Source organism: Alicyclobacillus sendaiensis NBRC 100866, assembly GCF_001552675.1.
In the GTDB taxonomy this organism is placed as follows: Bacteria; Bacillota; Bacilli; order Alicyclobacillales; family Alicyclobacillaceae; genus Alicyclobacillus; species Alicyclobacillus sendaiensis.
Genome location: NZ_BCRQ01000034.1, coordinates 1 through 14343, shown reverse-complemented (window position 1 = coordinate 14343; position 14343 = coordinate 1). Strand labels below are relative to the sequence as shown.

At 64.0% G+C, this 14343-nt stretch carries 10 protein-coding genes and 1 tRNA gene; 2 read left to right on the top strand and 9 right to left on the bottom strand.

Translation table 11 applies throughout. The features are described from left to right. Positions 1–170: 170 nt before the first annotated feature. Both AS26_RS08195 and AS26_RS08190 read left to right on the top strand, forming a co-directional pair. Positions 171–1400, top strand: coding sequence for a YeeE/YedE family protein (locus tag AS26_RS08195; RefSeq protein ID WP_062308291.1), 1230 nt, complete (start codon positions 171–173; stop codon positions 1398–1400). A 96-nt stretch (positions 1401–1496) separates the two neighbouring features. After that, on the top strand, positions 1497–2330 hold the full coding sequence (locus AS26_RS08190; RefSeq protein WP_373278167.1) for a class I SAM-dependent methyltransferase: 834 nt from the start codon (positions 1497–1499) through the stop codon (positions 2328–2330). A gap of 23 nt (positions 2331–2353) precedes the next feature. Here AS26_RS08190 and thrS read toward each other — a convergent pair whose 3' ends face one another. From thrS to AS26_RS08145, 9 genes are all read right to left on the bottom strand, one after another. Continuing rightward, the gene (thrS, locus tag AS26_RS08185) at positions 2354–4300 is read right to left on the bottom strand and encodes a threonine--tRNA ligase (protein WP_062308285.1); all 1947 of its coding nucleotides are present in this window, start codon (positions 4298–4300) and stop codon (positions 2354–2356) included. Positions 4301–4665: 365 nt separating this feature from the next. Next, positions 4666–5607 carry a sporulation protein YtxC gene (ytxC, locus tag AS26_RS08180; RefSeq protein WP_062308282.1) on the bottom strand — a complete coding sequence of 314 codons (942 nt, stop codon included), beginning with the start codon at positions 5605–5607 and terminating at the stop codon, positions 4666–4668. 82 nt (positions 5608–5689) lie between these two features. Beyond that, entirely contained in the window at positions 5690–7507 is a 1818-nt protein-coding gene (locus AS26_RS08175) for a M3 family metallopeptidase (RefSeq protein WP_062308273.1), read from the bottom strand. Between the two features lie 18 nt (positions 7508–7525). After that, entirely contained in the window at positions 7526–8515 is a 990-nt protein-coding gene (locus AS26_RS08170) for an aldose 1-epimerase (RefSeq protein WP_062308270.1), read from the bottom strand. A gap of 192 nt (positions 8516–8707) precedes the next feature. After that, entirely contained in the window at positions 8708–10237 is a 1530-nt protein-coding gene (gene xylB / locus AS26_RS08165; protein WP_245629676.1) for a xylulokinase, read from the bottom strand. Between the two features lie 5 nt (positions 10238–10242). Further along, the gene (gene xylA, locus AS26_RS08160; RefSeq protein ID WP_062308265.1) at positions 10243–11568 is read right to left on the bottom strand and encodes a xylose isomerase; all 1326 of its coding nucleotides are present in this window, start codon (positions 11566–11568) and stop codon (positions 10243–10245) included. A gap of 181 nt (positions 11569–11749) precedes the next feature. Next, entirely contained in the window at positions 11750–13162 is a 1413-nt protein-coding gene (locus AS26_RS08155; protein WP_062308262.1) for an MFS transporter, read from the bottom strand. A gap of 27 nt (positions 13163–13189) precedes the next feature. Continuing rightward, on the bottom strand, positions 13190–13963 hold the full coding sequence (locus tag AS26_RS08150; RefSeq protein WP_062308259.1) for a metallophosphoesterase: 774 nt from the start codon (positions 13961–13963) through the stop codon (positions 13190–13192). A 259-nt stretch (positions 13964–14222) separates the two neighbouring features. Continuing rightward, positions 14223–14294 (bottom strand) — tRNA-Val (locus tag AS26_RS08145). Positions 14295–14343: the final 49 nt, after the last annotated feature.

Sequence of the window (14343 nt, the reverse complement as noted above, 5' to 3'; positions counted from 1 at the left end):
CCGACCAGGTGAGAAGCGGCAGGCTTCTGCTTTGGTGTGCTACGGAACGTTTTCATGGTAGCGACATGGAGGGGAAATGTCAAGCGATCGCGCCGCGCCAAAAGCATTGTATTCCGATGTGTTTTCGTTTAAAATACCGTCTCGATCGCGACATTCCCGGAGGTGATTCCATGGCCAGTTCTGAGGTCCGCATCGTCGATCTCGAGGCGCGCACGCGCACTCCTCAGCCCGAGCAGGCCCAACGTGCGTGGACGGCGGCCGCACTCGTCGTGTTTGTCCTCGGCTTTCTTTATCTATGGAATTCCGTTTCGCCGACCCACGCCGTCTTGTTTCTCGTGGCAGGCGTGCTCGGCGTCGCGCTCTATCACGCGCACTTCGGATTCACCACCTCGTTTCGGCACCTCATCGTGAGCGGCCGAAGCGTGGGCTTGCGCGCGCAGATGGTGATGTTTGCGCTCGCGAATGTCCTCTTTCTTCCCCTGTTGGTCCGAGGCCACGTCTTCGATCACGCCGTCAAGGCGAGCGTCTACCCGGTGGGCCTGTCGGTGCTCGTGGGCTCGTTTCTCTTTGGCATCGGCATGCAGCTCGGGGACGGTTGTGCCTCAGGCACCCTGTACCATACGGGCGGCGGAGATGCGCGCGGCATCCTGACGCTCGTCGGATTCGTCGTCGGATCGTTCGTCGGCTCCATCCACTACGCTTGGTGGATGAGCACGCCTGGCATCGGCAAGATCTCGCTCATTCACACCTTCGGCCCCGCAGGCGGCCTCGCTGTGAACTTCGCCATCATGGCGTTCGTCTTCGCCATCGCTCTTTGGCTGGAGAAGCGGCGCAACGGCGACGTGGAGCCCCTCTTCAACCGTCAGCCGTGGAACGTGAGCCGCGTGGTCAAGGGGCCTTGGTCCTGGGTGGCCGGCGGCGTCGTCCTGGCCGTGGGCAACTTCGTCGTGCTGGCGCTCTCGGGCAAACCGTGGGGCATCACCTCGGCATTCGCGCTGTGGGCTGCGAAACTGAGCGCGCTCGCGGGCTATCCAGTGCAGTCGCTGCCGTACTGGCAGACGCCGCAAAACGCGGCGGCGCTCCACCACAGCGTGCTTCAGAACCTGGAGACCACGGACGACATCGCCATCATGCTCGGCGCGCTCCTCGCCGCCAGCCTCGCCGGTGCGCTGCCCAAGCGATATCTGCGGCCGATGCCGTGGCAGATGGTAGTCGGCGTGCTGGCCGGAGGCATCCTGATGGGCTACGGCGCCCGCATCGCGTTCGGCTGCAATGTCGGCGCCTACTTCTCGGGCGTCGCGTCGTTCAGCCTGCACGGCTGGGTGTGGTTCGTCGGCGCGCTCGCCGGCAGCCTCGTCGGTGTGCGACTGCGCCCGGTCTGCCGACTGCAGAATCGTTGATCCCAGATCCTCGCACACTTTGGCGCCCTCGACCTGTGGGTCTAAAGGGCGCCCTTTCATTTGTAGTAGAATGACAACCATCCAATCGCGAGGAGGATGCCTGTGGAGGACGTGGTCCGCAACAACATCGAGCGGTTTTCGGGGTTCGCCGAGCTCTATGACACCTATCGGCCTGAAACGCCGGAAGCGGTGCGCGCGCTGCTCATCGCCTACCTCGGGCACCAACCGGACACCGTGATCGATCTCGGCAGCGGCACAGGTTTCTCGAGCTTCCCGTGGCGGCACGAAGCCCGGCGCGTGGTGGGTGTCGAGCCGAATGACGACATGCGGTCCCAGGCCGAGCGCCGCGCGCTGGAACTCGGCGCCGGCAACGTCACCTTCCTGCAGGGTGTGTCCACCGCCATCCCCTGTTCCGACGCCTCCGCCGATCTCGTCACGTGTTCGCAATCCTTTCATTGGATGGACCCCCAGCCGACCCTCCGTGAAGTGGCACGCGTGCTGCGGCCGGGCGGCGTGTTCTGCGCGTACGATTGCGACTGGCCGCCCTCATGCTGCGTGGAGACCGACGTGGCCTACGACACCCTGCTGCGGTGCGCGGAGGCGGCCATCGAGCGTCACGTGCCGAAACGAGACCAGGCGCGCAAGTGGCCCAAGGAGCAACACCTGGACCAAATCCGCGCCTCAGGGTTCTTTTCCTTCGCGAAGGAAGTGGTGTTCCACGTAGAAACGCGCCTCGGTCCCGACGCGTTCATCGGCATCGCGTTGAGCCAAGGCCAGGTGCAAAGCGCGCTGCGCCGCCGGCTGCCGGAGATTGAGCAGGCCCTCTCGGCCTTCGAAGCGCGCGTGCGGGATGCCTTCAGGGGTGGCAAAAAGCCCGTCTGGTTCTCGTACCGCCTTCGCCTCGGCGTCAAGGCCGCCACCACGACGTGAGGCGGCCCAAGCCGCCTCCTGCGTCACGACTCCACAAGCTTTGCCTTGCGCGCGATCTCGTCCTGAATCTGGCGCACGAATTCATCGAATGGCATGGCGCCGAGATCGCCCGCGTGGTACTTGCGGACGGACACAGCGCCTTCCTCGCGCTCGCGGGCGCCGACGACGAGCGTGTACGGGATCTTGTGCGTCTGCGCTTGCCGGATTTTATAGCCAATTTTGTTGTCGCTCACGTCCGCCTCGGCTCGAATGCCGAGCTCCCGCAGCTTCGCCGCCACTTCCTCGGCGTAACCCGCGAATTCATCGGCGACGGAGGCCACCACCACCTGCGTCGGCGCGAGCCAGGTCGGAAACGCGCCCTTGTACTGCTCGATGAGGAATGCGACGAACCGCTCCATCGTGCCCACCACGCCGCGGTGGATGACGACCGGCCGATGCCGTTCGCCGTCCTCCCCCACGTACTCCAGGTCAAAGCGATTCGGCAGGTGAAAATCGAGCTGGATGGTGGACAACGTCTCGTCCTTGCCGAGCGCCGTGCGCACCTGGACGTCGAGCTTCGGACCGTAGAACGCCGCTTCGCCCTCGGCTTCGACGAAGTCCAGGCCGAGATCGAGCATGACCTTGCGCAGCGTGCTCTGCGCGAGCTCCCACATCTCGTCATTCTGCACGTACTTCTCGGTGTTTTTCGGATCGCGATAGCTCAGCCGGTGATAGTAATCGTCAATCCCGAAGTCCTGATAGACGCGCTGGATCAGGCGAACGACGCCGGTGAACTCCTGCTCAATCTGATCCGGGCGGCAGAAGATGTGCGCGTCGTTTAGGGTCATGGCGCGCACGCGCTGCAATCCGGCGAGCGCCCCGGACATCTCATACCGGTGCATGGTGCCGAGCTCCGCGATGCGTATCGGCAGTTCGCGGTAGCTGTGCAGACGGTGCTTGTATACCATCATGTGGTGGGGGCAGTTCATCGGCCGCAACACGAGCTCCTCGTTGTCGATTTTCATGGGCGGATACATATCGTCCTTGTAGTGCTCCCAGTGCCCGGAGATCTTGTACAGCTCGACGTTCGCCAGGTGCGGCGTGTACACGTGCTGATAGCCGAGCGACTCCTCGAGGTCGACGATGTACCGCTCGATGATGCGCCGAATCTTGGCTCCGTTCGGCAACCAGAGTGGCAGGCCCTGGCCCACTTCCGGCGACAGCGTGAAGATCTCGAGTTCCTTGCCCAATCGCCGGTGATCCCGCTCGCGGGCCTCCTGCTGGAGGCGATTGTACTCGTCGAGATCGGACTTTTTCGCGAACGCGACGCCATACACGCGCGTGAGCATTTCGCGCTTCGAGTCGCCGCGCCAGTAGGCCCCCGCGAAGTTCTGGAGCTGAAAGACTTTGACGCGTCCGGTCGAAGGCAGATGGGGCCCGCGGCACAGATCCACGAACTCGCCCTGCCGGTACAGGGTCAGGGTCACGTCTTCGGGCAGGTCCTCGATGATTTCCACCTTGAACCGATCGCCGCGATTGCGGAAGAACTGAAGCGCCTCTTGGCGAGAGATGACCTCGCGCTGAATGGGCAAATCCTCGGCGATGATTCGCTTCATCTCCTCCTCGATGCGCGGGAGATCCTCGGGGTGGAAGTCGTGATCGGCAAAGTCGTAGTAGAAGCCGTTTTCGATAACGGGTCCAATGGCGCACTTGGTGCCTGGGAACAAGCGCTGCACGGCCTGTGCCATCACGTGCGCGCAGGTGTGGCGCATCACGTACAGCCCTTCGGGATCTTGCAGCGTGAGCAGTTCGACCTCTGCGCCGTCCTCCACCTCGCGGCCGAGATCGACCAACGCCCCGTTGACGCGGGCGACGACGGCCTCCTTGCCGAGCCTCGGACTGATGGACCGCGCCAAATCGGCGTACGTCGATCCGGCAGGCACCCGCCGTTCGGAACCATCTTTCAACCGCACGGTGATCTCCTGAGACATGGAACATCCCCTCCACATGTTGGTCCATGGACATACAAAAAACGCCACCGCCCCAATGGGACGACGGCGCTCGCCTCGTGGTTCCACCCATTTTCCCCGCGCCTCACGGCAGCGCGGGCTCGACGCCTTAACGCGGCGGACACGGTTCGCGTTGTGACCCGCGAACGGCTTGGGAAGTGGTGTCTCTTGCGCCGTCGCGGAGGTGCTTTCAGCCACGGCATCCTCTCTCTGAGCGCGACGTCACCGCAAAAGCGCGTCTTCCCGCATCGCCTGTGCTTTGCTCCATGGGACCGGCGCAAACCTGCGCCTTCCTATATGAAACTACACAACGATTCGGGACCCTGTCAAGCGAGGGTCCGGCTCTTTCAGCCCTCTCCCCATTGGCTGTCCGCCGGGGCGCCCGGCGCGGATTCCGCCTCTTGGGTCAGGCGCCGCCGTACGCCGCGCGACGAGCGACGGCCGAACGCGCGTCGTTTTGGAGATGCCGCGCGCGGCCGATTCGGGCGACAGGTGGCGCAGCCGGAACAGCGGCTGGCGCGATCGCCGAAGACGCGAACCACCGTCTCAGCGAAACTGGGCCACGGCGCGTCCGGATAGGCATCGTGCACCACAATGCGCCAGGGGGACCTCGTGATGAGCAGGGTCATCGCGAGATCTTCACTCGTCACCTCGTCATCCTGAAGCGCCACCCGTTCGATCTGCGCGTCTGAAACCACCCCGCCCTCCGCGTCGGTGACCCACACGCTCTCCGGTGTGATGTACACGTGCAACTCCGCGCCACTCGACGGGTGTTCGTCCAACAGATAGCGCAACATGGCCAGCGATTCCTCATATTCGTCCTCGAGCGCAGAGGCCAGCAGGCGATCCCGCACGCGCTCGGCCAGGTCCACGACGACTCGATGCAGGCGGAAGCGCGCGAGCGGCTCAACAGCGACGCAAACGGATCGCCCAAACTGGCTCGCCATCGCCCGCGCGAGCAAAGCCTGCCATTCCTCCAGGGTGTGTCCCGCCACGGGGCGGCGCTGGAGGCGCGACTCGCAGATCTCGACGAGCGCGTGGAACTGGACCTCTTCCACGGGCCAAAGGGGCTCCAGGCGGCACACGCGCTGCACCACGCGCAGCTGAAGCCATTCGCGGGTCATCATGCCCGCGACAAGCTGCGCCACGCGAAAGCGAAGCGAATCCCCGCACTCGCAGACGACCCGCGGGCACTCGCCCGACACGACGTAACTCGCCGCACCGCATTCGGTGAGGCGCGCAGCAAGCCCGCGACCATCCATATCGGCTGTCAATTCGAAGATGAGCAAGGCTCCCGCCCCCGGACGATGGATTCCATTTACATCCATTCTTCCTTCGGGCCGGGAGCCCTATACGCAGGGCGCGCCCTGCTCAGGCGAACGCGCGCTCCAACTCGTCGACGATCTCGCCGACCTTGCGAATGGCCTCTCGGTACGGCGCGGGCTGGCCCATGTCGAGGCCGACGTGTGCAAACAACTCGAGCGGCGGCTTGCCGCCTCCGACGCGCAACACCTCGATCCAGCGCGTCAGGACCTCGTCGTCCCCCGCGAGAATGCGGTCCGCGAGGAGCGTCGACGCCGCGAGCCCCACCGCATACGTGTACGGATACAGGCCCATATAGTAGTGGGGCTGGCGCATCCAGTACAGATCGGCGCCTTCGTCGAGATCGACCGCGTCCTGCCAGAAGTCGGCCAGCACCTCCCGCGACACGCGGCGAAACACGTCGGTGGACAGCGGTTCGCCCTGATCCGCGAGGGTATACAGCCGGCGCAAGATTTCCGCCTCCGTCTGATGCGTGACGAAGTCGTGGTGGAAGGTGAACATCTGCATCATGCGCACCTTGGCGCGGCCCGCGTCGTCCTCCGCACGGTGGATGAGCGCGTTGGCCACCATGTGCTCCATGAGCGTGGACGGCGTCTCGATGAACAGGTTGGAGAACGACAAATTGGAGGGGCGCTCGTTCTGACACGCGAGATACAGGTGAACCGCGTGGCCGAGCTCGTGCGCCATGACGAAGACGCCGTACATGCCGCCTTCAAACGGCGAAAACACGTAGGGATGGACGCTCGACTCCCCGCAAAACGCGCCATTCCAATTGCCGCGGTTGCGCGCCCAGTAAATCCACCGCTCCTCGAACGCGCGCCGGAGGATGTCGCCGTACGTGGGCCCGAGCGGGCGAGCCGCCTCCAAAATCAGGTCCCGCGCGTCGTCAAACGTGAGTTCCGCGTCCGTCAGGCGCACGAACGGCGCTTTCGTGTCGCACAACCTGACCTTCTCAAGGCCCATCACCCGCTTCCGAAGTTGTGCCAAGCGGCGCATGTGCGGGGCGAGCTCCTTCATCATCACGTCCTGCACCATGAAATAGTGCTCCGGGGGGACCTGATTGGCCGCCATGGTGCCGCCGAGGCGCGTCGCCTGCAACATCTCGAACACGCTCGAGAAGCCGCGCAAACGCGCCGCCACCACGTCGTTTTGAATCTTGGCCCCGAGCGATCTCGCGAGCGTATGCTGATACGGCCGGAGCCCGTTCACCACGCTGTCGTACGCGCGGTGGCGGAGCGCCGTGTCGTGCGACGTCTCGATGTGCATGAGCAGCGCAGACGGCGTCACGCCCACCTCGCGGCCGTCGCTGTCGACAACCGGCTCAAACCGCATATCCGCGCCTGTGGCCGCTTCGTAAATCCCCGAAGGCAGGGAAAAGGCCGACAGATGAGCGGCAAGCACCTTCTCGGCCTCGTCGGCAAGCCGATGCCGGCGCTCGCGGTCGATCTCGCCAAAGTACGGCGCATACGGCCGCAGGGCTTCGTCCTGTCGCCATGCCGCCAGTTGCTCCTCCGGGACGCGGCAGAGCGCCGCCACCAGCGATTCCGCCGCTTCCCCGGCGCGATCCAGCGCGAGCTGCGCTATCGACATCAGCCGCTGCGCGCCCTCGTCGGTCGCGTCCTCGGCGAACCTGCTCATCGCATACCGCTCCACGTCGGTGCCCAACTGCAGCATCTCGTCATGCAACGCCAACGCGCGAGCCACGTCGCTTGGTCCACCGAATGGTTTCGAAGCCACATCGGCGATCTCGTCCGCCAGCTGGCGCACGCGCCGAACCCCCGCCTCCCATGCTTCCACGCTCGCGAAAAGCGGCGTCAAATCCCACGTCTCGTGCTCCGGAACTTCACTGCGCGATCTCAGCGCCATGATGGCCTCTCGCTCCCTTCATCGGCTGACCTCTTCCACGTACATGCGGCTTGTCGCCGAGAACGATTCCCCTGGTGCGAGGACGATGAGCCCCGTCACGTCCTGGGGAAGATCCATGTTCGGCGCGTTCACCATGCTCGTCTGCGGCTCTGGGCAAAAAAACGTGCCGCAGCGGTTGTTGTTCCACACCATCCAGTGGCGGTACTTCAGGTCGACGTCGTACACGAACGCGAGCCCGAGCCGCGCGTCGGTCAACACCATGCGGTTGTGCCCGTCCCGCGGGCGAGCGGTGTAGTGGTTGTCCATTGGCTCATAAAACGGATCCGCGCCGCCCGTCGGCATCTTTCGCTCGTTTTCGTTTAACGGCTGAAAGCGCCCCGTCGGCAGCTTCCGCTCGTCGAGTTCCCAGCGCTCCCCGATGGTCAGCTGAATCGTGCACGCATCCGCCGACGACGATTCGGAGAACGGCACATTTACAGCGGTGTGAAAGCCGAGCATCACGGGCATCGGTTCCCCGCCGCGGTTCTCGATCCGGACGCGCTGCACCAGTCCGCGTTCCGACAGCTCGTAGCGGATGGCAAACCGGAACGTGTGCGGCCAGTGTTCGTACACCGGGTGCCCTTCTCCGACCTCGTGCGCGATCTCGACGTACGCGCCCCCCTCGTCTTCGCCGAGATCGACCACGGGCCACGCGATACGCATGAAGAAGCCGTGCAGGTGATTGTGCGTGGCCTCCTCGTTCACCGGGAGGCGATACGCCTTGCCTGCGATGGTGAACTCGCCGTCCCGATACCGGTTGGGCGGATACAGCACCGGAATGCCATACCGGCCAGGCGCCTTGCGAAACTCATCCATCTCTTGCTCCGGCTCGCGCAGAAACCGGAAACCTCGCGCCGTGTCGCGCAGCGCCACGAGATTGCCCCACCCGGGCAACAGATAGGCCTCATACGGGCCGTGCGCCAGGCGGACTGCGCGCTCACCGCCGTACGTCGTCTCGACTGCAGGCATCGTCGCCACCCTTTCTCATGTTGTTCCCTCCGTAGCTATACGCTTTTAAGTTCCGAGATCCTTCTTCCAGCGCAGACCGTCTTGCACCCCGTGAGACGCCCGACAAACGACGACGCCCACGCGCCCCGACTTCCCGAGGCGCCATGGGCGTGATCGCCATACCGTATTCTGCGCCGATTCGACAGGGCTCCCTCAGGGGTTCGCCCGATACAGGTCGCGCACGGCCGGATACAACGCGCGATAGAGGGCATACCCGCGCTCATAGGCGGCCGCGTCGTTCGCAACAGGATGCGTGATGGACTCGACGCGCACCCACGCGTCCACGGCGGTCACCACGTCTCCGAAGAAGCCCGCGGCGACGCTCGCCAGGATGGCCGCGCCAAAAGCGGGCCCCTCGTTCGCCTCAATCACCGCGACAGGCTGCCCGAAGACGCCCGCCTGAATCTCACGCCAAACGTCGCTCTTCGCGCCTCCGCCGGACACCCGGATTTCTTCTACCGTAAGTCGCAGGTCCCGCATCAAGGCGAGCCCATCGCGCAAACTGAACGCCACGCCCTCCAGGATGGCGCGGACGAAGTGCGCGCGCGTGTGCCGCGGCGTGATCCCAAAAAAGACGCCCTTCGCCTGCGGATCGAGGTGCGGCGTGCGCTCGCCCATCAGGTACGGGAGAAAGACAAGCCCCTCGCTCCCGGCTGCCACGCGCCGAGCCTCGTCGCTCAACAGATCATAGACGTCGCGCCCGGTCTGCGCCGCCACCGCGCGCTCCGCGTCCGCAAACTGGTTGCGGAACCATTGGAGCGATCCGCCGGCGGACTGGGTCACCGCCATCACGTGCCACTTGCCGGGCACGGCGTGGCAGAACGTGTGCAGTCTCCCCTTCTCATCGCGCACGATCTCGTCCGCATGGGCAAACACCACGCCCGACGTGCCGATGGTGCTCGACACCACGCCCTTGCGCACGATGCCGTTGCCCACCGCGCCCGCGGCCTGATCGCCCGCTCCTGCCGCAACAGGCGTGCCCGGGAGAAGGCCCGTCCGCGCCGCGGCCCACTCGCTCACGCGCCCCGAGACCTCGGGCGATTCGTACACCTTGGGCAGCCAGTCCCGCGGCACGTCGAGCGCATCCAGCATCGGTTCGGACCAAGCGCGCCGCTTCACGTCAAACCACAGCGTCCCAGAGGCATCCGACACGTCCGTCGCCAATTCGCCCGTCAGGCGGTATCGGATGAAGTCCTTCGGAAGCAGCGCCCAGCGAATGCGAGCGTAATGTTCGGGCTCGTGCTTTTTCACCCAGAGAAGTTTCGTCGCTGTGAAATTCGTCAGCGCGGGATTCGCCACCCACTCGATGGTCCGCTCAAATCCCACCTGCTCGTGAATCTCCGCGCACTCCTCCTCGGTGCGCTGGTCCGACCACAGAATCGCCGGCCGGATCACGTGCCCCGCCTCGTCCAACAGCACCAAGCTGTGCATCTGCCCCGTGAGGCCGACGCCCGCGATGTCTTCACCGCGCCTGTCGCTTCTCGCAAGCGCGAGCCGGATGGCCGCGCACGCGGCTTCCCACCAATCTTCCGGATTCTGCTCCGCCCAAAGCGGCTTAGGCTGTGAGACTTCGTAGCCCACCGTGGCCTGGCCGAGCGTGCGGCCCTCGCGGTCGATCACGACCGCCTTCACGCCGGAGGTCCCGACGTCGATGCCGAGGAGCGCCTTGCGATCTGTCGCCATGGCCATCATTCCGTTTCCAGCAGGTACTGATTCAGTTTCGCCAACAGGACCTCCTGCCGGCCGGATCGCGTTGCCGTGACGCGCTTGTCGATCACGTACGACTCAAGCGACTGAAGCGTCGCGCGCCCTTCGACGATGTCTCTGCCAATCCCTTCTTGATAGCTCGCGTACCGCTCCTCGATTTCCCGCTCGAACACGCGGTCCTCGACGAGCTTCGCCGCCACTTTGAGGCCCCGCGCGAAGCTGTCCATCCCCGCGATGTGGCCGTAGAACAGGTCGACAGGAGTCATGGACGCGCGGCGAACCTTCGCGTCGAAGTTGAGGCCGCCCGGTGCGAGGCCGCCATTCAGCAGAATCTCGTACATCGCGAGCGTCGTCTCGTACAAATTGGTCGGAAACTCGTCCGTGTCCCAGCCGAGCAGCGGATCGCCCTGATTTGCATCGACGGATCCCAAGAGGCCATGAATGCGCGCGAAGCGAAGTTCGTGCTGGAACGTGTGCCCGGCGAGCGTGGCGTGGTTCGCCTCGATGTTGAATTTGAACCGGTCCTTGAGGCCGTAGTGATAGAGAAACGCGAGTCCCGACTGCACGTCGAAGTCGTACTGGTGCTTCGTGGGCTCCTTCGGCTTCGGCTCAATCAAGAACTGCCCCGTGAAGCCGATCTCGTCCGCGTAGTCCACCGCCATCTGCAGGAGGCGGGCGTAGTTGTCGAGCTCCAGCTTGAGATCTGTGTTCAGAAGCGTCTCATAGCCCTCGCGCCCGCCCCAGAACACGTAGTTTTCCGCCCCGAGCTCCTTCGCAATCTCAAGGCTCTTCTTCACCTGCGCGGCCGCGTAGGCAAAGACGTCGGCGTCCGGCGCCGTCGCGGCTCCATGCGCAAACCTGGGATTCGAAAACAGGTTCTGCGTATTCCACAGGAGCTTGATGCCCGTCGACTGCATGTATTCCTTGATCAGCGAGACGATCTCGTCCAGATTCCGATTGGTCTCGCGCAGCGTGTCGCCCTCGGGCGCGATGTCGCGATCGTGAAAACAGAAGTACTCGACGCCGAGCTTGGTCATAAATTCGAAGGCCGCCTCCACGCGGCGTTTGGCGAGCTCCATTCCAGCCGCGCCGTCCCAGGGCCGGATCATGTTCGGCAATCCGAACGGATCAGCGCCGGACAGCGTGAATGTGTGCCAGTAGGCCACCGAGAAGCGGAGATGTTCCTTCATCGGCTTGCCCAACACCAGCTCATCGGGGTTGTAGTACTTGAAAGCGAGCGGGTTGTCCGAACCCTTGCCTTCATACGCAATGCGCGTCACATCGGGAAAATACGTCGCCACGTCCATCACCTTCGCCACAAATTCGTTTGACCAACAAACATATTTTGATCCTATCAGAGCCTCGATAGCTTTGCAAGGGGTTTCAAGACGACCCAGCAGGGAGCACATCGCGCGCTGAGATCGCAAGATGTCGCGCGCCGAGATCGACAAAAAAGGCGCGGAACGCCCGCGCCCCTTCCAACACGATTCAATGCCGCGACAACCTGGGCCGCACCCGTTGGAGCGGCAGAACGCTGGTCGCGTACTCCAGCTGTAATTGGGCGGTCTCTCGCCCAAACGCCACAAACGGAGCTGTGAAGGCCACCAGGACAACCGCAATTCCCAGGAACACGATGCCATCGCCGCCCAGCGAGAGCACGAACGGGATGAAGTAGGTGGTGACGATGCCACTCATGCCCCGCGCGATCATCTCGGCCACGTAGACGCCCCGACCCCTGACCTCAGTCGGATATTGTTCGGCGACGGACAACTTGGACACCGGGAAGATGCCAAGCCCGAAGAAAGCCGTGAGGAAGCCTGCCGCCAAAGACGCCTCGCGGGTGTGGACCCAGGCGAAGAGCAAGCAGCCCACCGTCGCGAGCGCGGCATACGTAGCGAGCACCCACTTCCGCCCAAATCGATCCGACAGATACCCTTGGCACACGGAGCCAAAGCCGGCCACGAGCATCATCAACCCGGTGTCCAGAATGGAATTCGATACGCCAAGCCCCCGCTTGGCCAAGAATTGCGGCCCAAACACCTGGAGGATGTAGAACAGAATCAGCGCGGCCGTGAGATGGAGGATGACCATGGCGCTACGAGCCAAAAGTGGCGGACGAAAGATGGCCCGGAGCGTCTTCAGCATGTCGTGCGGCGTCTCATCGAGCGTTTCCGCGATGACCTCGTCATACAGCGATTCGTCATGCGGCAGCGCCGCCTGCTTTTCGAGGACCTCGACAAGGCGGGCCACCGGGCTGTGCCGTCCTTTGTCGAGCAGATATCTCGGCGACTCGGGCAGCCAAAGCGCAATCGGGATGAGCATGAGGAGCGGCACGCCGCCGAGCAGGAATGGGACGCGCCAGGCCACATCCTGCGCGTAGTGGTGAAGGGCCCAGACGGACACGAGACTGGGAACGACGTACGCGGCGGTCAGGATCCCGTTGGCGTAGCCGACGCTGACGGCGCGCCGGCGGTGATTGGTGAACTCGGCCAGGATGAGATACGGCATCGGCAACACGGCGCCCTCCCCGATGCCCGCCAAAAGCCGCACGAGGAAGAGATCCGCCACATTCCGTGTCAGCGCGCCGAGCATGGTGACCACCGAAAACCACGCGATGCCCACCAGGATGACGCGCCGCCTCCCCCATCGATCCGCCATCATGCCGGCTGGGATCATGCCAATCACGATGCCGATGGTGGAGGATACGGCTAAAAGCCCCGTCTGCCACGACGTCAAATGCCACGCCTTATCGAGCGTCGTGAGCACCGGCCCGACAATCCCGATGTCGAACGCCTCCGCCAGCCACACGAGCGACAAAAGCGCGATGATGCCGACGACGCGCGGCGTGATCGGCAGGCGGTCTAACCGGGTCAGGAGATTGACGTGACGAAAGTCGGCCATGCTTGTCCCTCCTCGACAGCGCCTTCCTCAAAACCGGTGCACGGTGACCTCGCATCGCACCAAAAAGCGCAGGTTGATGCCGGACTGGCCCACACCTTTGGAAATATAGTAAGGCCCGGCTTCGGCGCGGTGCATCCCCGCATAGATGCCGCGCTTCGCCAGCGGGCCCATGGGCTTCAGATAGTAAAAGAACGGGAGCCGAAACTGCTTGCCGTGCAAGTGCCCCGCCATCAGGGCGTCGAACGACTGCCGCGCAGCGAGGACAAACGTCGGATCGTGCGTCATCACAATGATGGGCAGGCCGTCCTTGACGTTCCGGTACGCCGTCCGCTCATCGCTCCTGCGCGTTTGATAGTCGTCGATCCCGACGAGGTTGAACCCGTCGAGCACAACCGCCTCGTTGCGCAAAACGGTCACGCCGTGCTGCTCGAGACAAGCGATGAGCGCGCCGACGCGGCCGCGAAGCTTGTAATCGTGGTTGCCCAGCACCGCGAACATCGGGACACCGCACGCTTGGAGCGCGGTGAGATACGGCAGCAGGCGAACGACGGCACGCTCCGAATCGACATAGTCCCCGGTTAAGCAGATGTAGTCCGGGCGCTCGGAGCGGCAGATGGAAGCCAACCGCTCAGGAGAGACGCGATTACGTTCCACGTGGAGATCGCTCACCTGGAGGATGGTCCGACAAAGCCCGAGTCGCCAATCCACGTGTTCCACCTTCAGCCACCGCGTGGGAAGCACGGTGGTCGCGTACCCCACGCCGGCCAGTCCCGCGAGACCTACTGCCGCCCATGTCCACATGAGAAGCGTCCCTCCTGAGCAAGGAAAAGTCTGTCTTCGCACAGTGTATACGCCTCTCGGAGCGGGCGCCACTCGCGGACATGTGCGATGACCCATGTCGCGCTGGCTGCGTCGCCCACCTCATTCGATGCGGGCTCCCCATCTCCCTCTATTCATCTCAAAGAAAGTTCAAAAGCAGCTTGAATTCCGCACCTGGGGGGTCGCGGAGGTGACGACAACAAAGGGCCGCCAGACAGAGCGCCCAGCGGCCTCGCGGACATGCGGCTGACAGGAATCGAACCTGTGACCCCTACCGTGTCAAGGTAGTGCTCTCCCTCTGAGCTACAGCCGCGCACAGCGCCCCTATTCTACCAGCCGGAAGATCGCGTGTCAATCCATCG

What these genes read in the sequence shown, in the direction of transcription:
- AS26_RS08195 (WP_062308291.1), top strand. Translation starts at nt 171, where the DNA reads ATGGCCAGTTCTGAGGTCCGCATCGTCGATCTCGAGGCGCGCACGCGC.
- AS26_RS08190 (WP_373278167.1), top strand. Translation starts at nt 1,497, where the DNA reads ATGCCTGTGGAGGACGTGGTCCGCAACAACATCGAGCGGTTTTCGGGG.
- thrS (WP_062308285.1), bottom strand. Translation starts at nt 4,300, where the DNA reads ATGTCTCAGGAGATCACCGTGCGGTTGAAAGATGGTTCCGAACGGCGG.
- AS26_RS08175 (WP_062308273.1), bottom strand. Translation starts at nt 7,507, where the DNA reads ATGGCGCTGAGATCGCGCAGTGAAGTTCCGGAGCACGAGACGTGGGAT.
- AS26_RS08170 (WP_062308270.1), bottom strand. Translation starts at nt 8,515, where the DNA reads ATGCCTGCAGTCGAGACGACGTACGGCGGTGAGCGCGCAGTCCGCCTG.
- xylB (WP_245629676.1), bottom strand. Translation starts at nt 10,237, where the DNA reads ATGGCGACAGATCGCAAGGCGCTCCTCGGCATCGACGTCGGGACCTCC.
- xylA (WP_062308265.1), bottom strand. Translation starts at nt 11,568, where the DNA reads ATGGACGTGGCGACGTATTTTCCCGATGTGACGCGCATTGCGTATGAA.
- AS26_RS08155 (WP_062308262.1), bottom strand. Translation starts at nt 13,162, where the DNA reads ATGGCCGACTTTCGTCACGTCAATCTCCTGACCCGGTTAGACCGCCTG.
- AS26_RS08150 (WP_062308259.1), bottom strand. Translation starts at nt 13,963, where the DNA reads ATGTGGACATGGGCGGCAGTAGGTCTCGCGGGACTGGCCGGCGTGGGG.